We start from the raw sequence: 19,518 nt of genomic DNA on the forward strand, positions 1-19,518 counted from the left end.
GAGATGAAGTAATTTCTCTAGCTTAGAGGGGGTTTTTCCTTATGAAACATAACAAAAAAACTAATGCAGCCCGCCGTCTGGACGAGCTGAAGATAGAATACCGTATTATGGAATATCCGGTGGACGAGGAGCATCTGGATGCTGTGCATGTTGCTGCGGAGGTTGGTATGCCTGCGTCGCAGGTTTTCAAAACTCTGGTAGTGCGCGGTGACAAGAACGGCATTATGTTTGCCGTGATTCCCGGTGATGGCGAGCTTGATTTAAAAGCGTTGGCCAGAGCCAGCGGCAATAAGCGTGCCGAGCTGGTGCACCTGAAGGAGGTGCTGCCGCTGACAGGCTATATTCGCGGCGGCTGTTCACCCTTGGGCGCGAAAAAAAACTATCCTGTATATATGGACGAGACAAGCAATAATTGGCCGGAGATTGCAATCAGCGCCGGTCAGCGCGGTATGCAGATTATTGCAGCACCTGCCGATTTGCAGCGCGCTACGGCAGCAACGGTGGCACCGCTGATTTTTGCAGAGTAACTCTTGTTCCTTCCTATAAAATATGCTATTATAATCTTGATAACCTATTTGCACAATTGTGTTTGAAAGAAATACGGCTGTGCTGGCCTGAAGGCGTATAGTTAACGCTGATGGCAGTATGACGTCAAAATTTAAAGAGGAAAGTAGGTTGAATATATGTTATATGTTAGTACAAGAGGGAAAACTGATTTGTTTTCCGCTGCACACGCGATAACCCGTGGCTTGGCAGCGGATGGAGGATTGTTTGTACCGCAGAATATTCCTGCGATGCGTATGGTCGATATAAAGGCGATGGAGCGCAAGCCTTATACAGAGCGTGCTGTTGATGTGTTGCTACAGTATCTTACTGATTTCAGCGAGGACGAGCTGCGCGAATGTGTAAATGCTGCCTACGCGCCGGAAAAATTCGGTGATAATCCTGTGCCTTTGGTACAGGTAAATGATAACACCGGTGTGCTGGAGCTGTGGCATGGCCCGACGTCTGCTTTTAAGGATATGGCACTGCAGCTTTTGCCGCATCTTTTGACACGTTCGATGCAAAAGACCGGTGAAACGAATAAGGTTGTTATTCTGGTTGCTACCTCCGGTGATACCGGCAAGGCTGCTTTGGAGGGCTTTGCTGATGTTCCTGGTACGCAGATTATTGTTTTCTACCCCAGTGAGGGTGTAAGTGATATCCAGAAGCAGCAGATGATTACCCAGGCAGGCAAGAACGTGAAGGTTTTTGGCATTGAGGGTAACTTTGATGATGCTCAGCGCGGCGTGAAGGAAATCTTCGGTAATACTGCGCTCAGTGATGAGCTGGAGAAAAAGGGCTATACCTTCTCTTCGGCCAATTCTATTAACTGGGGCCGTCTGGTGCCGCAGATTGTTTACTACTTCAGCGCTTATGTTGATGCTGTGAAGGCAGGTAAGATTACTGCCGGTGACCCGATTAATTTTGTTGTCCCGACCGGCAACTTCGGTGATATCCTGGCAGGTTATTATGCTAAGCTGATGGGCTTGCCGATTGACAGACTGCTGTGTGCATCCAACAGCAATAACGTGCTGACTGATTTTATCAATACCGGTGTTTATGACAGACGCCGTGAGTTCTTTAAGACTGTTTCTCCTTCTATGGATATTCTTGTTTCCAGTAATCTGGAGCGTTTGCTTTACAGCGTGACGGAGCATGATGCTGCGCGTGTGGCAGATTATATGAAGCGTTTGAATACCGAAGGTCATTATGAGATTGATAGCGATGATCTGAAGCAGATTCAAAGCCAGTTCTTCGGTGCCTGGGTTGATGAGCTGGAAACGAAGGAGGCTATCGGCCGTATCTATAATGATCATCATTATCTGATGGATACGCATACTGCCGTTGCTTGGCGTGCGATGGAAAAATATCGCTTCCTGACCAGTGATGAAACCTATACTGTGGTGCTGTCTACCGCAAGTCCGTATAAGTTTGCCGACAGCGTGCTGGCAGCGCTTGATGATGCTCAGCCGCAGAGCAGCAATCCTTTTGAGCTGCTGCAGAAGCTGCATGCCGATACCGGTACGGAGATTCCGCCGCGTATGCTGGCATTGGAGAATCTGCCTGTGTTGCATTCCGAGGTTATTCCTGCGGACAAGATGGAGCTGGCGGTTGTGAAGAACCTGGTTTAACTGTAACTTGATGCGGAGAATACTTGCGTTGCGGGTATGTTTCCGCTATAATATAACCGAAATTTAATATTTATATATGCAAGACTTAGTCTGCCGGGCGGCGGACTAAGTCTTTGTCATAAAAGGAGGTATAAAGTGGACTCCAGGAGTGTACTTGAACAGGTGCGCAGCGGCAAGCTGTCGGTGGCTGAGGCGGAGCGCTATTTTAATCGTAAAGCGTACGAGAATTTGAATTATGCGCGTCTTGATACTTCGCGTGAGCAGCGTACTGGCTTTGCGGAGGTGGTTTACTGCAGCGGTAAGCCTGACGCGTATTTGGCGGAGATTTATAAGCGTCTTTTGGCGGAGCAGGGCGAGGTGTTCGGCACGCGGGCAACGCAGGAGCAGTATGAGCTGGTGCGGCGGCAGCTGCCTGATATTGTTTATGACCCGGTGGCGCGGACGTTGAAGCAGGAACGCCCGGATAAGGAGCGCTGCGGCTGTGTTGTTGTGTGTACTGCGGGTACTGCCGATATTCCTGTAGCGGAGGAGGCGGCGCAGACGGCGGAGTTTTTCAGGACGCATGTGGAGAGGCTTTATGATGTTGGCGTGAGCGGTATTCACCGTCTTTTGGATAAGGTTGATTTGCTGCAGCAGGCGAATTGTGTGGTGACGGCTGCAGGTATGGAGGGCGCGCTGGCGAGCGTTATCGGCGGCCTTGTGCGTAATCCGGTGATTGCGGTGCCGACTTCTGTCGGCTACGGTGCGAGCTTTCATGGGCTGAGCGCGTTGCTGACGATGATTAATTCCTGCGCTAACTGTGTTTCGGTTGTGAATATTGATAATGGATATGGTGCGGGTATTATTGCGACGCAGATTAACAGGCTGGCGTGTAAGTGAGGGGCAATCCTTCCGTCTGCTCGCAAAGCTCGCAGCCACATTCCCTTTCAGGGAAGATATATCAGACCTGTGGAAGGCTAAACTTCGCAAATCTGCTTAACTTTATATGCTCCCTGCAAGGGAGCTGGCATCGCCGCAGGCGATGACTGAGGGTTGTGCCCTGCAATATATTAATTGCTTGTGTAAGCTTTAGCTTAACCTTCTTGCCTGCCCCTTGGGGAAGGTGCCGAGCGAAGCGAGGCGGAAGGGGGCTGTGCGTCGCAATTGATATATCGCGTTGCAACCCTTCCGTCTGCTCGCTAAAGCTCGCATCCACCTTCCCTTTCAGGGAAGATATCTCAGACCTGCGGAAGGCTAAACTTCGCAAATCTGCTTAACTTTATATGCTCCCTGCAAGGGAGCTGGCATCGCCGTAGGCGATGACTGAGGGTTGTGCTCTGCAATATATTAATTGCTTGTGTAAGCTTTAGCTTAACCTTCTTGCCTGCCCCTCGCACTCTTCGAGTATAACACGACCAGCATTTTTCATTTTATGAAAAATGGGTCTTAGTATAGGGAAGGTGCCGAGAGAAGCGAGGCGGAATGGGGAAAATCAAGCTATGTCTTTAATTTGTTATGAGGGAGAAAAATATGCCAAAAGATAAAGATTTAGAAATACAGGCGGAAGCCAAGTTTGCCGTGCTGCAGCAGGAGCTGCGGCGCTTGGGCAGTGTGCTGGTTGCGTTCAGCGGCGGCGTTGATTCGACGTTTTTGCTGCAGGCGGCGCATTTGACGTTGGGAGATAAGGCGCTTGCTGTGACGGCGCGTTCGGGCGTTGTGCCTCAGCGTGATATAGCGGAGGCGGAGGAGTTCTGTCGAAAGCAGGGAATCCGTCATCTTTACTTTGATTTTGATGAGCTGCAGGTGCCGGGGTTTGCTGAAAATCCGCCGGACCGCTGCTATATCTGCAAAAAAACGCTGTTCAGTAATTTTCTGCGCATGGCACAGGAAAACGGTGCTGTGCTTTGCGAAGGTTCGAATATGGATGATTTGGGCGATTACCGCCCCGGTCTGAGGGCTTTGGCTGAGCTGAAAGTGCAGAGCCCACTGCGCACTGCAGAGCTGACAAAGGCGGAAATCCGCCTGCTGTCGCACAAGCTGCAGCTGCCGACTTGGGATAAGCCGTCATTTGCTTGTCTTGCTTCGCGCTTTGTTTACGGTGAGCGTATCACGGCGCAGAAACTGGCGGCGGTGGATAAGGCGGAGCAGCTTTTGTGGGAGCTGGGCTTTAAGCAGTTCCGTGTGCGTGTGCATGGTAGCCTGGCGCGGGTTGAGCTGTTGCCAGAGCAGCTGGAGCAGGCGGTGGCTGAGCCGATGCGCAGTACGATTTACAAAGGATTGAAGGCTGCAGGCTTTGCTTATGTGGCACTTGATTTACAGGGCTATCGTACAGGCAGCATGAATGAAACTTTAAAGCAGGATTAATTTGTACTTACAGCGAATTTTAGCATTAGCCTGCTACAAGTATGCAGGCTTCAAATTAGGAGGAAGATTTATGAAAAGCTTATATTTGGAATGTAATGCCGGCATCAGCGGCGATATGCTGGTAGCAGCACTTTTGGATTTGGGCGCGGACAAAGAGGCGCTTGATAAGGCTCTGCAGAGTATTCCTGCAAAGGGCTTTGAGTATAAAATCAGCAGAGTGTCTAAGGCAGGCGTTGACTGCTGTGATTTTGATGTTATTTTAGACGAGGAGCATGCTAATCATGACCATGATATGGCCTTTTTGCATGGCAATGGTGATGCTGTAGTGCATAGCCACGAGCATGAACACGAACATCATCATGACCACGAGCATGAGCACGAACACGAACATCATCATGACCATGAACATGAGCACGAGCATGAACATCATCATGATCATGACCATGAGCATTGTCACGAACATGAACACAGCCATGTACCGTATGAGCATCATCATCACCATGAGCACCGCGGTCTGCAAGAGGTTATTGCGATTATTGATGCTACGGATATGAGTGCTGCAGCCAAGGAACTGGCACTGAAGATTTTTGATATTATTGCGGATGCCGAGGCAAAGGCACATGCAGTGGAGAAGAATGCAGTGCATTTCCACGAGGTTGGTGCGATTGATTCCATCGTTGATATTGTGGCGATTGCTGTGTGTGCCGATAGTCTTGGTGTTGAAAACGTAATTGTGCCGGAGCTGTGCGAGGGCCGCGGTACTGTCCGCTGCCAGCATGGCGTGCTGCCGGTGCCTGTTCCGGCAACAGCTAATATTATGCAACGCTTTGGCTTTAATGTACGCTTGCTGCCGGTGCAGGGCGAGTTCGTTACACCGACCGGTGCTGCTGCCGCTGCTGCGCTGATGACTACGGACGAGCTGCCGCAGAGCTTTAAGATTCTGGGCATTGGTCTGGGTGCAGGCAAGCGTCAGTATGAGCGCCCCAGCATTCTGCGTGCGCTGCTGATTGAGGATAACGCGCAAAAAAAAACTCTGTAAATAGCAATGCTTTGCAGACAGATTGCATCTGCCAGCTGCAGTCTGATATTGATGACTGCAGCGGCGAGCTTTTGGGCTACACGCTGGAGCGCCTGCTGGCGGCAGGTGCGCTGGATGCGCATTATCAGCCGGTGTTTATGAAGAAGAGCCGTCCGGCGTGGGAGCTTACTGTTATCTGCCGCGAGGAGGACAGAGCGAAGCTGGAAGTGCTGATTTTTGCGGAAACGACAACCATCGGCATCCGTCGTGCGCGTCTGGAGCGCACTGTGCTGCCGCGTCGCAGGGATGTAGTGCACACTGCTTACGGTGATGTGGCGGTGAAGCGCTGCCTGCTGGAGAACGGCGAACGCTGTTATGTGGAATATGACAGCGCTGCCAAACTGGCGCAGGAGCAGGGAGTGCCGCTGCAGGATATCTATCTGGCGGCACAGCTGGCGCAAAAAAACATAAATTAGCCACAAAAGTGTGGTATAATATCTCCATAATACGTCAGAGAATGGAGAAAAAATGACTAATGTTTTCGATTTGATAGAAGAATTTTATACACAGGATGAAGAATGGAATTCGGTACTGCAGCAAGCTTGTGCTGAAGATTTCCTGCGCTATAAAACATGGCAGGGAGCCAAGGACGGCGAGCTGGTCAAGATTTGGGATTATATTACGATTCTTTGTATTTACCTTGGCAATTCCGAGAATTTTCTCGGTGATATGTCGCGTGAGGATTTTATTGACTGCGTAGGCTGGTGCTGCCGCAATGTTTCCGGTTTCCCGGCAACGGAGAGCAATATCGCACATTTCCTGGATGTTATGCAGGAGTTTTATACATATATGAAAAAGAAACGCATTATTACCCGTGATAATGCGCCTGCCGAAGCCAAAGCCAAGCTGCTGGTTGACGGAAAACTGCAGATTGTCGGCAAGGATGGCAGCTTTTTACCCGGGCATGACCGCTACAATGTGTATTCTACGCCGGATTTGCCGACGAAGGTGTACTTGAACATCGGCGAGAGGATGCAGAATCTGCTGGATGATGTGCAAAGCTACTATACGCAGAAGCAGTTCCGCCGCGATCTGGAGCGGGCCGATTTCCTTTTCGGCGGTATTTTCCAGAATGGTACGGTTCAGGAAAAGCCGGGCACGGAGGAATACTCACAGACCTTCTGGGATTATTTTCTTTTTGATTATCGTCTGCTTGAAGATGACAAAACGCCGCTACAGCATTACCGTGATGTAATCTGCCGTGACGCTTCAGAGATGGATACCTCTGTTGATATTTTGAATGAGCTGATTAAGGCAAAGCTGGTTCTCTTTGATGTGCAAAGACGCACGGAGGAGGGAATGTATGTCTGCAGAAATATTTTCACCAATGAAAAATATACGCTGATGCTGCCGGTAGATGATAATATTGACACGGAAGGCTATATTTTCATGGGCCATATTTTTTATGAAAATACTATGGTGATGAACTTCCTGCGCGGACTGGTGATGTCGCAAACCTCGCGTAAGCGCTTTTTCGAGGTTGTCAGTGCGGCGAAAGACTGGTTTGCCGTGCGCCAAAGCGGCGAGATGAGCTGGGAGGAGTTCATCAACCGTAATCCGATGTTCGTACGCCATATTTCTGTTTTGTATGCCATCTATGTGCGTATGGAAGGCTTTAATTTCAGCACGCAGATCAGCGATTATCAGCCGGCGGCGCTGCTTGTGGACAAGACCTCGGCTATGCTGGAATCTCTTAGAGGAACAGGCCTTTTTTCTGCCTATGATATACAGCTGATGCGTACCATGTGGAGCGATTTTATGCTTCGTGGCAATGCTTTGCCTGATAATACAGACGCTGATTTTGAGCATTGGACGGCAGCTGTTATGTACTGCTTTGTGAAGCTGAATGATGTTTATACCTTTACGGAAAAGCAGGTTTTTGCTATGTGCCGTGCTACCGACCATGCAAAGCTGAAGCAGATGATAGATATGCTAAATGAAACCTTGCAGCTGGAGGCGCATGACCCGCGTTACGTTAACGAAGAGGGTTTGCTGCTGATGCTGCTGCAGTGAGAGGAGGCACCCGAATATGAAATGTGATTTTTGTGGCCACGAGGTTGCTCCCGGCACAGTGGAATGTCCGTACTGCCATTATCAGTTCAAGATTGATGCGCAGGTGCTCAGTCCGGAGGAGCGCGATACCTTTGAGGGCGTGACTATAGACGAGAGCGCAGGCACAGAGGAAAATAAAAGTGCCCGGGAAGGCGCTGTATATGACAGCGGCGCTGATGCTTACAATGAAAGACAGCAGCAGGTGCCGCCGAATATCAAGGTACATACCTTTGGCTGTGGCAGCGGCATTCTGATTACCTTTCTGATTTTGTGCGGCATTGTGGCAGTTATCTTCTTCCTGCTGCCGACGTTTATTGTCTTTGCCGCTGTGGGCGCAGTTGTTTTGTTTATCATGCGCCTTTTTATGGGCTTTTAATGGCTTAAAAAATGTATTTCTGACGGCCGGCAGTGTTGCCTTGGGCAGAGCTGCCGGTTGTTTTCGTCTGTTGTAGAAATTTTTTCAAAAAAATTTTAAAAAGCCGTAAAAATATAGAGGATTTTTCTGATTGACGGCGAATAATATGCAGGTACACAATGTGTGAAAAGAATAGGAGGCATAAGATATGCATAGTTACAGCATGGATCTTGGCGGCAGAACTCTTACTATTGAAGCCGGCAAGATTGCAAAACAAGCTAATGGCGCTGTATTAGTTCGTTATGGCGATACCGCCGTAGTAGTTGCCGTTACCGGCACCAAAACCCCGCGTGAGGGTGTAGACTTCTTCCCTTTGACTGTTGATTTTGAAGAAAAAATGTACGCCGTAGGTAAAATCCCCGGTGGCTTTATTAAACGCGAAGGCCGTCCGTCTGAGCAGGCTATCCTGACCAGCCGTCTGATTGACCGCCCGATTCGCCCGATGTTCCCGGAAGGCTACCACAACGATGTACAAATCGTTGCTACCGCTGTTTCCGTTGATCCCGACAATGCTCCGGATATGCCCGCTATGATCGGTGCATCCTGCGCACTGTCTATTTCCGATATTCCGTTTGAAGGTCCTATCGCCGGTGTGCGCGTAGGTCTGATTGATGGTGAATTCATCATCAACCCGACTGTTGAACAGGCTAAAATCAGTCAACTGAACTTGGCTGTTGCCGGCACCAAAGATGCTATCCTGATGGTAGAAGCAGGTGCTAACGAAGTTTCCGAAGAAACCATGCTGGACGCTATCTGGTTCGGTCATGGCGTAATCAAACAACTCGTTGAGTTCCAGGAGAAAATCGTTGCTGAAATCGGTAAAGAGAAAATGGAAGTTCCGTTCTACGCTCCGCCTGAAGAAATGGTTGCGGAAATCGAAGAATACGGTGCTCAAAAGCTCAAAGATGCTCTGATGGATGCTAACAAACTGGAGCGCGAAGAAAACGTTGCTAAGGTTAAAGCTGAAATCGCTGAAGTATTCCTGGAGAAATATCCTGATAATGCTAAAGACGTTGCTTACATCACCCAAAAGCTGGTTAAGAAAATCGTTCGCCGCACTATCTCTGTAGATAAGATTCGTCCTGACGGCCGTCAATTAGACGAAGTACGTCCGGTAAGCTGCGAGGTTGGCCTGCTGGCTCGTCCGCATGGCAGCTCTCTGTTCACCCGTGGTCAGACTCAGATTTTGAACGTTCTGGCTCTGGCTCCGCTGCGTGAAGCACAGATTCTTGATGGTCTTGGCGCTGAGGAAACCAAGCGTTATATCCATCACTACAACTTCCCACCGTACAGCGTAGGCGAAACTAAACCGCTGCGCAGCCCCGGCCGTCGTGAAATCGGTCACGGTGCTCTGGCTGAGCGTGCTCTGCGTCCGGTTATTCCTTCTGAAGAGGAGTTCCCGTATGCAATCCGTCTGGTATCCGAGGTTCTGGAATCCAACGGTTCTTCCTCCATGGGCTCTGTTTGCGCAAGCACCCTGTCCCTGATGGATGCAGGCGTTCCGATTAAGGCTCCTGTTGCCGGCGTTGCTATGGGCCTTGTTAAGGATGGCGAATACTTCACTATTCTGACTGATATCCAAGGTCTGGAGGATGCTCTGGGCGATATGGACTTCAAGGTTGCAGGTACTGAAAAAGGTATTACTGCTATCCAGATGGATATTAAGATTGACGGTATCAACAAGGATATCTTCACTCAGGCTTTGGCACAGGCTAAACGCGGCCGTGAGTTCATCATGGGCAAAATGATGGAATGCATCAGCGAACCGCGCAAAGAGCTGTCCAAATATGCTCCGAAGATTACTACTATCCATGTAGATCCTGATAAGATTGCTAAGGTTATCGGACCTGGCGGCAAGATGATCAAGAAGATTGTTGACGAAACCGGCGCTAAGATTGATATCGATGATACCGGTCGCGTATTTATCGCTGCTGTTAACACCGAGGCTGCTAATAAGGCTATCGAGATGATCGAAGGCATTACTGCCGAAGCTGAGGTTGGCAAGGTTTATACCGGTAAGGTTACCCGTCTGATGAACTTCGGTGCTTTCGTTGAGATTCTGCCGGGCAAGGAAGGTCTGGTACATATTTCTCAGCTGTCTACCGAGCATGTAGAAAAGGTTGAGGATGTTGTAAGTGTTGGCGATGAAATTGTTGTTAAGGTTACCGAAATCGACAACAAGGGCCGCATTAACCTGTCCCGCAAGGCTGTTCTGATGAAGAGCGTGCAAAAATAATTTGTGAATTTAAAAGAGCTGTCGCTTTTGTGACAGCTCTTTTTTGTAGATTGGAATGTGTATGATGTTGTTAGTATCGTAAGTGATATGTCATTTCGCTCAGAAAAAAATTTTATTCGCTGTACGATATACAACTTACTCATGCTTGGTTTTTGACGAACCCTCTTGCCTGCCCCTTGGGGAAGGTGCCGAGCATAGCGAGGCGGAAGGGGGTTATAGAATAGGAGGTTTACTAATGAAAACACGAGGCTTTGAAAAGGTTGCCAAGTATATGGATGTTGAGTTCCCGATGCCGGAGCGCAAGACGCAGTTCAGTGCCGGTTATGATATCAGCGCTGCCGAGAAGGTTGTGCTGGAGCCGGGCAAGCTGGTGCTGGTGCCTACCGGTGTGAAGGCCTATATGCAGACAGGCGAGTTCTTGGGCCTGCATATCCGCAGCAGCATGGCGGTGAAGAAGCATCTGATGCTGGTGAATAATGTCGGTATTATTGATGCCGATTATTATAATAATGCTGATAATGAAGGTCATATTATGGTGGCACTGCTGAATATGGGTACCGAGGCAGTGACGATTCCGCAGGGTGAACGCATTGCGCAGGGCATTTTCTACAACTATCTGACTGTTGATGATGATGATAAGGTAGAAAAAGCAGTCCGTGGCGGTGGCTTCGGCAGCACAGGCAAATAATAATATCACAGTATTACTTCGCTTGGAGATTCAGTTAAAAGTGTAAATAGTTTACAATTTTAATGAAAAAGTGTAGACAATATAAGGAAATGTGATATAATTAATTTAGATAATTTTGGAAAAATGGAGGTTTTCTCGATGCAGAAAATTGATCAGGCATGTGTAAACACTCTTCGCTTTTTGGCAGCAGACCAGGTAGAAAAGGCTAAATCCGGCCATCCTGGCTTCCCTTTGGGTACCGCTCCTTTGATGTACACCATTTGGGACCGCTTTATGAATTATAATCCGGCTGATCCGCAATGGTTCAACCGCGACCGTTTCATCCTTTCTCCGGGTCACGGTAGCGCTTTGCTTTATGCTATGCTGCATCTGGCAGGCTATGACCTGTCCCTGGACGAGCTGAAAAACTTCCGTCAATGGGGCAGCAAGACTCCGGGCCATCCGGAATTCGGCCTGACTCCTGGCGTTGACGTTTCTACCGGTCCTCTGGGCCACGGCTTTGCTATGGGCGTTGGCTTTGCTATTGCTGAAGCTATGCTGGGAGCAAAGTACAACAAACCCGATTTCCCGGTTGTTGACCACTATACCTTTGGCCTGACTTCTGACGGTGACCTGATGGAGGGCGTTTCCTGCGAGGCTGCTTCTCTGGCTGGTACCCTTGGCTTGGGCAAACTGATTTACTTATATGATGATAACAAGATTACTATCGAAGGCAGCACCGATATTGCCTTCACCGAGGATGTTGAAGCCCGCTTCAAAGCTTATGGCTGGCAGGTTCTGCGCGTAGAGAGCAGCGAGGATGTTGACGCTATGCAGGCAGCTATCGAAGAGGCTAAGGCTGATACAATGCATCCTTCTCTGATTATTGTACGCACTCACATCGGCTTCGGCAGCCCGAAACAGGACAGCCCGTCCTGCCATGGCGAGCCGCTGGGTGGCGAAGCATTGGCAGCTACTAAAGAAAAAGCCGGCTGGCCGCAGGAAATGTTCTATGTACCTGCTGAGGTTAAAGAACATTTTGCTGCTAAGCTGGATGGCTGCGCTGCAAATGAAGCTGCTTGGAATGCTTTGATGGATGACTATAAGATGGTATATCCTGAGCTGGCTAAAGAGTTGGAAGACCGCATTGCCGGCAACTCCATGGTTAACCTGACTGCTCTGGAAGCAATCTTCAAGGATACCGTTAAAAACGCTACCCGCGAAGCAAGCGGCGATATTATCCAGGTTCTGGCTGCACAGCTGCCTGAGCTGGTTGGCGGCAGTGCTGACCTTGGCCCGTCCAACAAAACTATCATGAAAACCGGCGGTTACTTCTCCAAGCTGGACAGAACCGGCCGCAACATTCACTTTGGCGTTCGTGAGCACGCTATGGGTACCGTTCTGAACGGTATTTCCCTGCATGGCGGCTTCATTCCCTTCGGTGGTACTTTCCTGGTATTCGCTGACTTCCTGCGTCCTACCATTCGTATGGCAGCACTCATGGGCATTCAGTCTGTATTCGTACTGACTCATGACAGCATTGCACTGGGCGAAGACGGTCCTACTCATCAGCCGATTGAAACCACTATGGCTCTGCGCCTGATTCCGAACGTAAGCGTTATCCGTCCGGCTGACGCTCTGGAAACTGCTACCGCATGGCAACAGGCTTGCCTGAACAAGCATAAACCGACCTGCCTGCTGCTGAGCCGTCAAAAGCTGACTGTACTGCATGACTATGCAGCAACTATCCATGAAAACGCTCATAAGGGCGCTTATGTACTGAGCCCGGCTAAGAATGAGGCTAAGGCTGTTCTGATCGGTACCGGCAGTGAAGTACATCTGGCACTGGCTGCACAGGCTAAGCTGGCAGAAGAGGGCATTGACGTTAGCGTTGTATCTATGCCTTGCTGGGATGCTTTTGATGCTCAAAGCGATGAGTACAAGGAAAGCGTTCTGCCTGCAGGCGTAACCAAGTTTGCTGTTGAAGCAGGCGTTCCTTACGGCTGGAGCCGCTACACCGGCACTGAAAAGAATGTTCTGGGCATTACCACCTTCGGCGCTTCCGCACCTGGCGATGTAATGATGGAAAAATACGGCTTTACTGTTGAAAACCTGGTTGCAAAGGTAAAAGCAGCGCTGTAAGCTTAATTTGAAATTGTTCTTAAAGACCACTCTGCGGAGTGGTCTTTTTGCGTTATGTGGCTTTAGCCCGTGGAGCGCTATCGAGTTTCTTTTCAAAGAAATGAGATAGTGCTTCACACAGAACCACCCGCTATGCGGGTGCGCATTGATTGTTATACAAAAATACGTCATTCCGATATACAATAGTAAGTGTTCAAGTCACTATTGCAAAGAAAGGAATGACGTATTAATGGCAAATAAAACTAACGAATTATCGCATTCAAAGTGGGTATGCAAATATCATATAGTCTTTACACCTAAGTATAGACGAAAAATCATTTATAATCAATACCGTGAGGATTTAATAGAAATTTTTAAACGGTTATGTTCGTACAAGGGTGTAGAAATTATCGAAGGTCATATGATGCCTGATCATGTGCATATGCTACTTAGTATTCCACCTAAAATTGCAGTATCGACATTTATAGGCTATCTTAAAGGAAAGTCAGCGCTTCAAATGTTTGATAAACACGCAAATTTAAAGTATAAGTTTGGCAATAGACATTTTTGGGCAGAAGGTTACTACGCATCTACAGTAGGTTTAAATGAAGCCACCGTAAAGAAATATATTGCGGAACAAGAAAAGCACGATATAGCTTTAGATAAGTTAAGTGTAAAAGAGTACGAAGACCCTTTTAAGGGTAACTAGTATTCAAAACGCCCCTGACAGGGGCAGCGAAAGAGAAAAGTGCAATGTGGCTTGAACAAAGTGAAAGCCAGCGTCTTGAGGCGCTGGCTAGTATTAAGGGCTTATAGCCCGTCGTCAAACCACCCGTTTGACGGGTGGTCATGATTACATATGATATGTGAAGTACTGTGTTCCCTTGTATTGCTCATGTACTGTAAGCGAAAAGCGGAATCAATCATATGTAGGCTAAGCACTTATTTTTTATACATTTTATGCATACGGATTGTATAAAATGTGTTATAATAAGAAGATAATAATGTATAACTGTCTTCATTACGCTGTCGCGCTTCTGCCGGCACGTAAGCGAGCAGGAGGTGCCGGATATGGAAGAAAAAAATATAAAGGACACTATCAGGGCCAAGGCTGCAGAAGCCGCTGAAGCTGCTGCCGAAGCAGCGGAAACACAGGACAAGGAAGAATATGGTGATATACGTATTGCCGACGAGGTTATCTGTATCGTTGCTAGCCTGGCGGCGCAGGAGGTGCCGGGAGTTGTCGGCATGAGCGGTGGTCTGACAGATGGCATTAACCGCTTCTTGGGCAAGGAGAACGCTTCTAAGGGCGTACACTTGCATTTTGAAGGCAAGACGGTAAATGCCAGTGTGTATATTGTTATTGAATACGGCTGCTGCATTCCGGAGATTGCTTTGGAGGTACAGGAAAAGGTTAAAGATGCCATTGAGGCTATGACCGGTTACGAGGTGCAGTTTGTTGACGTCAATGTTGAAGGCGTGGCCAAGAGGCGTGAAAGTGAGCTGGAAAAGGAAAGCTCATCTGATGTTGATATGGCAGAGATTTTGCAGGCGCAGGCTAAGCGTGCGGAAGCAACGGAGGCCAATTCCTTTGAGCAGCAGTTGGTTAATCTGCATGATGACCATGATTTTGAACTGCCGCCGGAGGAAGACATGGATGAAAAGCATAGGAAGTTTTTAGAGGAGGATTAACTGTTATGGGTATTGCGGATAGAATTATCCTGACGCTGTATACGATATTGATGACGGTAGCTTCAGTGCTGACGCTGTTGTGCAGTCTGGGCGTTTTCTCTGATACCGGTATGGTGGCGTTTATCAGCCATATTCCCGGCAACTGGGTTTATGCTGTCGGCGGCGTGATTATGCTGCTGGTGAGCGTACGCCTGCTGATTACCGGCCTGGGACTGACGGGCGTAAGCTCGCTGAAACTGAGTGACAGCGATAAGGGCAAGGTGCTTGTAGGCAAGGGCGCCTTGGAGGATTATATTGCTGTTCTGTCGCAGGAAATTTACGGCATTCATCATGTAAAGGTTATTGTTAAGCTGGAGGATCAATGCATTGATGTGCGCATTAATGCTTCGATTGAACCCGGCATAAATATTCCGGAAACCTCCGGTGAGATTAAGAACAACGTCCGTGAAACCATCAAAAAGGTTACCGGCATTGAGGTTAAGGAAATAGAGCTGTTCTTCAAACAGATTAAGGCAAAGGAAGAATAGGAGGCAGAAGCTATGTTTAACGATATTCTTAATGATATCTGGAATAATTATCGCGGCCGTCTGCTTTGCTCGGTGTTTGGCCTGTTTATCGGCGTGGTTGTGCTGTGGCTGGGATTTTTCCAGGCACTGTTTCTGATGATCTGCATCGGCTTGGGCTTTTTTATCGGCAACAAGCTGGATAAGAAAGAGGATTTGCTGGAGTGGTTGGATAGGCTGCTGCCGCCAGGCTACCACAGATAACAGTGGCAGCGGCGAAAGATAAGGTATCATCTGTTTTACAAGGGTTCCTAAGAGTACGCGGCAGTACGCCGTCGTTGCCCTTGCTTCACATCTGAAACCTTCTATTTCGCCTCAAATTAATAGGTAGCAACGAAAGATAAGGCCCCATCTGCCTAATCTAAATCCATCATCATACAAGATATTTATTAAAAATTTTTATACAAGGAGAGTGTGCAAATGATTCGTAGACTTGCAAGAGAGGTTGCCTTACAGGCGTTATTCCAAATAGACTTTACCGGTAATGAGGTAGAACAGGCTGTTGACGCAGCGCTGGATGAGCATGAAGAACTGCTGCATCCTGAGGCTGCTGTAGACAAGGCTTTGGACCAGCATAAGGAGCTGGGTGCAGCAAGTGCTAGAAATTATGTAAAGAAATATTCCATGGTGCTTGTTAACGGTGTTGTAGAAAATAAAGAAGCTATTGATGCGACTTTGAACAGCTGTGCAACCGACTGGACTGTAGAGCGCATGCCTGCTACCGACAGAAATATCCTGCGCGTGGCGGTTTTTGAAATGCGCCATGAAAAGCCTGCTCTGGCTGCAGGTGTTGCTATCAATGAGGCAGTGGAGATTGCCAAGGCTTATGGTACCGAAGAATCTCCGCGCTTTATCAACGGTGTTTTAGGTAAGCTGGCAAGAAAATGAGCCAAAAGGTTTATTTAGGCATTGATACCAGCTGTTATACTACTTCTGCCGCACTTTTGGCGGAGGATGGCAGCCTGCTTGCCGAGGCCAGACAGATTTTAAGCGTTAAGCCGGGACGCTGCGGCTTGCAGCAGTCCGAAATGGTTTTTCAGCATACACGTAATCTGCCGCGCCTGGTGGAGGATGTCTTTGCCGATAAGGATTGTACCTTGGCGGCGATTGGTGTCAGCGGTTATCCGCGTCCGCTCGCGGACTCCTATATGCCGGCGTTCCTAGCCGGTATGAGCGTTGCTCGCAGCCTGGCGGCTGTTTATAATGTGCCGCTGGAGGTTATCAGCCATCAGGAAAATCACTTGGAGGCCGGTCTTTGGTCGGCAGGCGGTCCGCAAGCGGAGCGTTTTTTGCTGCTGCATGCCAGCGGCGGCACTACCGATTTGCTGTTGTGCGAACGCCGTGAGGACAGCCGTTACAATCTGACGCAGGCTGGCGGCAGTTTGGATTTGCACGCCGGTCAGTTTGTTGACCGCATAGGTGTGGCGCTCGGACTGCAGTTTCCGACAGGTCCGGCACTGGAGCAGCTTGCAGAACAGGCGGAAGCGCCGCTGGAGCTGCCGGTGTCCGTGCGTAAGCTGGATGTGAGCTTATCGGGACCTGCAACTGCCGCTATGCGCAAGCTGGAGGCGGGGGCGGATGCTGCTTCTCTGGCCTTGGGCGTAGAGTATACGCTGGCTGAGACCTTTGCCCGTCTGTTGCGTAACGGCGCAGCGGCATATGGTGTGCGTGATGTGATTTTGGTTGGCGGCGTAGGCTCCAACAAGTACATCCGCAAGCATGTTGAAGAAAAGCTGGCGAAGCGCCGTGTGCACCTGTGGGTGCCGGAAGGACGCTTCAGCTGTGATAATGCCAGTGGCTGTGCCGCTGTTGCCTGGAGATTACATAAGAAAAATGACTGAAGCTGTTTATTCGGTAAGCGAAATAAATAATTTCATAAAGCATATACTGGAGCAGGAGCCGGAACTGCGTAATCTGCAGGTTATCGGTGAAATCTCCAATTTTAAGCGTTATCCTTCAGGTCATTGCTATTTTACTTTGAAGGATGCCGGTGCGGTGCTCAAATGCGTAATGTTCCGCAGTAAGGCCGTCAGTCTGCGCTTTCAGCCGCAAAACGGCGATACTGTTGTTGCCGTAGGGCGCTTGGCAGTTTATGAACGCGACGGTGTTTATCAGCTGTATACCGATTTACTGCTGCAGCAGGGCGTGGGCGATTTGATGCAGGCTTACGAAAAGCTGAAGCAGAAGCTGGAGCGTGCGGGCCTGTTTGCGCCTGAGCGTAAACGGCAGCTGTCGCTGCATCCGCGTACTGTGGGTATTATTACCTCTCCTGCAGGTGCCGCTGTGCGTGACATCATAACAGTGTCACGCAGGAGAAATCAGGGCATAAAGCTTTTGCTTTATCCCGTCAAGGTGCAGGGTGAGGGCGCTGCGGCGGAAATTGCTGCGGCGATTGAATTCTTTAACCGCAAAAAATTGGCCGATGTTCTGATTGTGGGGCGTGGCGGCGGTTCTATTGAGGATTTGTGGGCCTTTAACGAAGAAGTTACCGTAAGAGCAGTGGCTGCCTCTAAAATTCCGGTAGTCAGCGCCGTAGGCCATGAAACAGATTTTACGCTGTGTGATTTTGCTGCCGACGTGAGAGCAGCGACACCGTCGCAGGCTGCGGAACTGGTGGTAGCTGATGTTGAAGGCTACAAGCAGCGCGTTGCTTATCTGGAACAGCGTGCGCGCAGCCTGCTGTCAGCTTTGCTGACGCAGCAGCAGCGCAGATTGGATAATTTAGTTAATTCGTGGGCGTTGCGTGACCCGGAAAGGCTTTTTGCCGACCAGTCGCAGCGTCTTGATACTGCTTCACGCAGATTGCGTGAGGCCTTGGAGCTGCATTTGCAGCAGGATGAGCATAAGCTGGCGCTGGCGGCGGCAAGGCTGGACAGCCTCAGTCCACTGGCTGTTTTGGGACGAGGCTATTCTGTTAGCCAAAAATCCGATTATACGCTGGTAAGCAGTGTTGATGACCTCAGATTGGGCGACGAGCTGCTGACAACAGTAGCAGACGGTGTGATAACCTCGGTTGTGCAGCAGGTAGAAAGGCGGTAAAGGATGGCAACGAAAAAGATTGCAAAGAACATTAAGTTTGAAGATGCCTTAAGCGAGCTGGAAGCACAGGTACAGCTTCTGGAAAGCGGCGAGCTGCCTTTGGACAAGGCTCTGGAGGTATTCAAATACGGCGTGGAGCTGAGCCGTGTCTGCAGCAGCAGACTGGAAACAGTGAAGCAGGAGGTTGAAAAAATCGTTGTTACCGATGGTAACGACGTTGGCTATAAATTAGAAGCATTCCAGGATTTGGAGGTAAAATAATGGATTTTAAAGCTTATTATGCTAACCAGCAAAAACTTGTAGAAAACTATTTGAAGAACAGAATTGCCAAAAAGGGTATTTCCAAGGTAGATGAGGCTATGGAATACAGCCTGATGGCAGGCGGTAAACGCATTCGTCCGATTCTGCTGATGGCTGCGGCAGAGGCTGTGGGCAGCAAGGGCTACAATTATTTGCCTGTGGCCTGCGGTCTGGAAATGATTCACACCTATTCTTTGATTCACGATGATCTGCCGTGCATGGATGACGATGATTATCGCCGAGGCCGTCTGACCAACCATAAGGTTTTTGGTGAGGCTATGGCGGTATTGGCCGGTGACGGCCTGCTCACCTTGGCGTTTGAGGTAATGCTGGAGCAGAAGAATGTTGATCCTAAGGTTCTGATTGAAACTGTACGCGAAATGGCTATGTGTGCCGGTAACTTCGGTATGGTTGGCGGCCAGGGCCTTGATTTGGAATTTGAAGGCAAAAAGATTACGCCGGAGGAGCTGCGCAAACTGCATGCGGGCAAGACCGGTGCGCTTTTTATTGCTGCCATCCGCGGCGGCGCGCATCTGGCCGGTGCTAATGACCAACAGCTTTTGGCGCTCACCAAATTTGCTGATTTGCTGGGACTTGCCTTCCAGATTACCGATGACATCCTTGATGTCGAAGGTACTGAGGAGGAGCTTGGCAAGCCGGTAGGCAGCGATGCCAAGAACCACAAATCTACTTATGTAACACTGTACGGCCTGCAGGCAGCACACGAGCTGGCAGAAAAGACTGTGGCAGAGGCTTTGGAATGTCTGGAAATGTTTGGCGAGAACGCAGAACCGTTACGTGAAATTACTCGCCTGATGACTGACAGAAAGAAGTAATT

20 protein-coding genes are annotated in these 19,518 nt (G+C 49.2%); all 20 read left to right on the top strand.

Annotated features, from left to right (window positions below; all coding sequences use genetic code 11):
* The first annotated feature begins 41 nt into the window (after positions 1 to 41).
* A complete protein-coding gene (gene ybaK / locus KAH19_RS09250) occupies positions 42 to 527 on the top strand; it encodes a Cys-tRNA(Pro) deacylase (protein WP_210684358.1) in 486 nt (161 codons plus the stop codon).
* Positions 528 to 683: 156 nt separating this feature from the next.
* Positions 684 to 2,174 (top strand): threonine synthase, encoded by a 1,491-nt coding sequence (gene thrC / locus KAH19_RS09255; protein WP_210684359.1) that lies wholly within the window; start codon positions 684 to 686, stop codon positions 2,172 to 2,174.
* A 135-nt stretch (positions 2,175 to 2,309) separates the two neighbouring features.
* Positions 2,310 to 3,053, top strand: a complete 744-nt coding sequence (larB, locus tag KAH19_RS09260; RefSeq protein ID WP_210684360.1) for a nickel pincer cofactor biosynthesis protein LarB — start codon at positions 2,310 to 2,312, stop codon at positions 3,051 to 3,053.
* Positions 3,054 to 3,683: 630 nt separating this feature from the next.
* Positions 3,684 to 4,517 carry an ATP-dependent sacrificial sulfur transferase LarE gene (larE, locus tag KAH19_RS09265; protein ID WP_210684361.1) on the top strand — a complete coding sequence of 278 codons (834 nt, stop codon included), beginning with the start codon at positions 3,684 to 3,686 and terminating at the stop codon, positions 4,515 to 4,517.
* A 70-nt stretch (positions 4,518 to 4,587) separates the two neighbouring features.
* Positions 4,588 to 5,556 carry a LarC family nickel insertion protein gene (locus tag KAH19_RS10995; protein ID WP_256437802.1) on the top strand — a complete coding sequence of 323 codons (969 nt, stop codon included), beginning with the start codon at positions 4,588 to 4,590 and terminating at the stop codon, positions 5,554 to 5,556.
* 11 nt (positions 5,557 to 5,567) lie between these two features.
* On the top strand, positions 5,568 to 6,011 hold the full coding sequence (gene larC, locus KAH19_RS11000) for a nickel insertion protein (protein WP_210684362.1): 444 nt from the start codon (positions 5,568 to 5,570) through the stop codon (positions 6,009 to 6,011).
* A 52-nt stretch (positions 6,012 to 6,063) separates the two neighbouring features.
* Entirely contained in the window at positions 6,064 to 7,608 is a 1,545-nt protein-coding gene (locus KAH19_RS09280; RefSeq protein WP_210684363.1) for a hypothetical protein, read from the top strand.
* 16 nt (positions 7,609 to 7,624) lie between these two features.
* Positions 7,625 to 8,023, top strand: coding sequence for a hypothetical protein (locus KAH19_RS09285; RefSeq protein WP_210684364.1), 399 nt, complete (start codon positions 7,625 to 7,627; stop codon positions 8,021 to 8,023).
* A gap of 187 nt (positions 8,024 to 8,210) precedes the next feature.
* Entirely contained in the window at positions 8,211 to 10,298 is a 2,088-nt protein-coding gene (locus KAH19_RS09290; RefSeq protein ID WP_210684365.1) for a polyribonucleotide nucleotidyltransferase, read from the top strand.
* 235 nt (positions 10,299 to 10,533) lie between these two features.
* Positions 10,534 to 10,986 (top strand): dUTP diphosphatase, encoded by a 453-nt coding sequence (dut, locus tag KAH19_RS09295; RefSeq protein ID WP_210684366.1) that lies wholly within the window; start codon positions 10,534 to 10,536, stop codon positions 10,984 to 10,986.
* 138 nt (positions 10,987 to 11,124) lie between these two features.
* Entirely contained in the window at positions 11,125 to 13,107 is a 1,983-nt protein-coding gene (gene tkt / locus KAH19_RS09300) for a transketolase (RefSeq protein ID WP_210684367.1), read from the top strand.
* A gap of 229 nt (positions 13,108 to 13,336) precedes the next feature.
* Positions 13,337 to 13,795 carry an IS200/IS605 family transposase gene (tnpA, locus tag KAH19_RS09305; RefSeq protein WP_178511231.1) on the top strand — a complete coding sequence of 153 codons (459 nt, stop codon included), beginning with the start codon at positions 13,337 to 13,339 and terminating at the stop codon, positions 13,793 to 13,795.
* A gap of 362 nt (positions 13,796 to 14,157) precedes the next feature.
* Positions 14,158 to 14,778, top strand: a complete 621-nt coding sequence (locus KAH19_RS09310; protein ID WP_210684368.1) for an Asp23/Gls24 family envelope stress response protein — start codon at positions 14,158 to 14,160, stop codon at positions 14,776 to 14,778.
* A gap of 5 nt (positions 14,779 to 14,783) precedes the next feature.
* Complete coding sequence (gene amaP / locus KAH19_RS09315) at positions 14,784 to 15,305, top strand: alkaline shock response membrane anchor protein AmaP (protein WP_210684369.1); 522 nt, start codon at positions 14,784 to 14,786, stop codon at positions 15,303 to 15,305.
* A gap of 12 nt (positions 15,306 to 15,317) precedes the next feature.
* Positions 15,318 to 15,545, top strand: coding sequence for a DUF2273 domain-containing protein (locus tag KAH19_RS09320; RefSeq protein ID WP_009145023.1), 228 nt, complete (start codon positions 15,318 to 15,320; stop codon positions 15,543 to 15,545).
* A gap of 216 nt (positions 15,546 to 15,761) precedes the next feature.
* The gene (gene nusB / locus KAH19_RS09325; RefSeq protein ID WP_210684370.1) at positions 15,762 to 16,229 is read left to right on the top strand and encodes a transcription antitermination factor NusB; all 468 of its coding nucleotides are present in this window, start codon (positions 15,762 to 15,764) and stop codon (positions 16,227 to 16,229) included.
* Positions 16,226 to 17,182 carry an O-sialoglycoprotein endopeptidase gene (locus KAH19_RS09330; protein ID WP_210684371.1) on the top strand — a complete coding sequence of 319 codons (957 nt, stop codon included), beginning with the start codon at positions 16,226 to 16,228 and terminating at the stop codon, positions 17,180 to 17,182. The genes nusB and KAH19_RS09330 overlap by 4 nt, the downstream gene beginning before the upstream one ends.
* Positions 17,175 to 18,380, top strand: a complete 1,206-nt coding sequence (xseA, locus tag KAH19_RS09335; RefSeq protein WP_210684372.1) for an exodeoxyribonuclease VII large subunit — start codon at positions 17,175 to 17,177, stop codon at positions 18,378 to 18,380. The genes KAH19_RS09330 and xseA overlap by 8 nt, the downstream gene beginning before the upstream one ends.
* A 3-nt stretch (positions 18,381 to 18,383) precedes the next feature.
* Positions 18,384 to 18,641 carry an exodeoxyribonuclease VII small subunit gene (gene xseB, locus KAH19_RS09340; protein ID WP_210684373.1) on the top strand — a complete coding sequence of 86 codons (258 nt, stop codon included), beginning with the start codon at positions 18,384 to 18,386 and terminating at the stop codon, positions 18,639 to 18,641.
* A complete protein-coding gene (locus KAH19_RS09345) occupies positions 18,641 to 19,516 on the top strand; it encodes a polyprenyl synthetase family protein (RefSeq protein ID WP_009145018.1) in 876 nt (291 codons plus the stop codon). Before xseB ends, KAH19_RS09345 begins: the two co-directional genes overlap by 1 nt.
* The last annotated feature ends 2 nt before the right edge of the window (positions 19,517 to 19,518 follow it).

The organism is Phascolarctobacterium sp. Marseille-Q4147 (genome assembly GCF_017968825.1).
Lineage (GTDB): Bacteria > Bacillota > Negativicutes > Acidaminococcales > Acidaminococcaceae > Phascolarctobacterium_A.

Coding starts and splice junctions, on each gene's coding strand:
- ybaK (WP_210684358.1), top strand. CDS start 42: ATGAAACATAACAAAAAAACTAATGCAGCCCGCCGTCTGGACGAGCTG.
- thrC (WP_210684359.1), top strand. CDS start 684: ATGTTATATGTTAGTACAAGAGGGAAAACTGATTTGTTTTCCGCTGCA.
- larE (WP_210684361.1), top strand. CDS start 3,684: ATGCCAAAAGATAAAGATTTAGAAATACAGGCGGAAGCCAAGTTTGCC.
- KAH19_RS10995 (WP_256437802.1), top strand. CDS start 4,588: ATGAAAAGCTTATATTTGGAATGTAATGCCGGCATCAGCGGCGATATG.
- KAH19_RS09280 (WP_210684363.1), top strand. CDS start 6,064: ATGACTAATGTTTTCGATTTGATAGAAGAATTTTATACACAGGATGAA.
- KAH19_RS09285 (WP_210684364.1), top strand. CDS start 7,625: ATGAAATGTGATTTTTGTGGCCACGAGGTTGCTCCCGGCACAGTGGAA.
- KAH19_RS09290 (WP_210684365.1), top strand. CDS start 8,211: ATGCATAGTTACAGCATGGATCTTGGCGGCAGAACTCTTACTATTGAA.
- dut (WP_210684366.1), top strand. CDS start 10,534: ATGAAAACACGAGGCTTTGAAAAGGTTGCCAAGTATATGGATGTTGAG.
- tkt (WP_210684367.1), top strand. CDS start 11,125: ATGCAGAAAATTGATCAGGCATGTGTAAACACTCTTCGCTTTTTGGCA.
- tnpA (WP_178511231.1), top strand. CDS start 13,337: ATGGCAAATAAAACTAACGAATTATCGCATTCAAAGTGGGTATGCAAA.
- KAH19_RS09310 (WP_210684368.1), top strand. CDS start 14,158: ATGGAAGAAAAAAATATAAAGGACACTATCAGGGCCAAGGCTGCAGAA.
- amaP (WP_210684369.1), top strand. CDS start 14,784: ATGGGTATTGCGGATAGAATTATCCTGACGCTGTATACGATATTGATG.
- KAH19_RS09320 (WP_009145023.1), top strand. CDS start 15,318: ATGTTTAACGATATTCTTAATGATATCTGGAATAATTATCGCGGCCGT.
- nusB (WP_210684370.1), top strand. CDS start 15,762: ATGATTCGTAGACTTGCAAGAGAGGTTGCCTTACAGGCGTTATTCCAA.
- KAH19_RS09330 (WP_210684371.1), top strand. CDS start 16,226: ATGAGCCAAAAGGTTTATTTAGGCATTGATACCAGCTGTTATACTACT.
- xseA (WP_210684372.1), top strand. CDS start 17,175: ATGACTGAAGCTGTTTATTCGGTAAGCGAAATAAATAATTTCATAAAG.
- xseB (WP_210684373.1), top strand. CDS start 18,384: ATGGCAACGAAAAAGATTGCAAAGAACATTAAGTTTGAAGATGCCTTA.
- KAH19_RS09345 (WP_009145018.1), top strand. CDS start 18,641: ATGGATTTTAAAGCTTATTATGCTAACCAGCAAAAACTTGTAGAAAAC.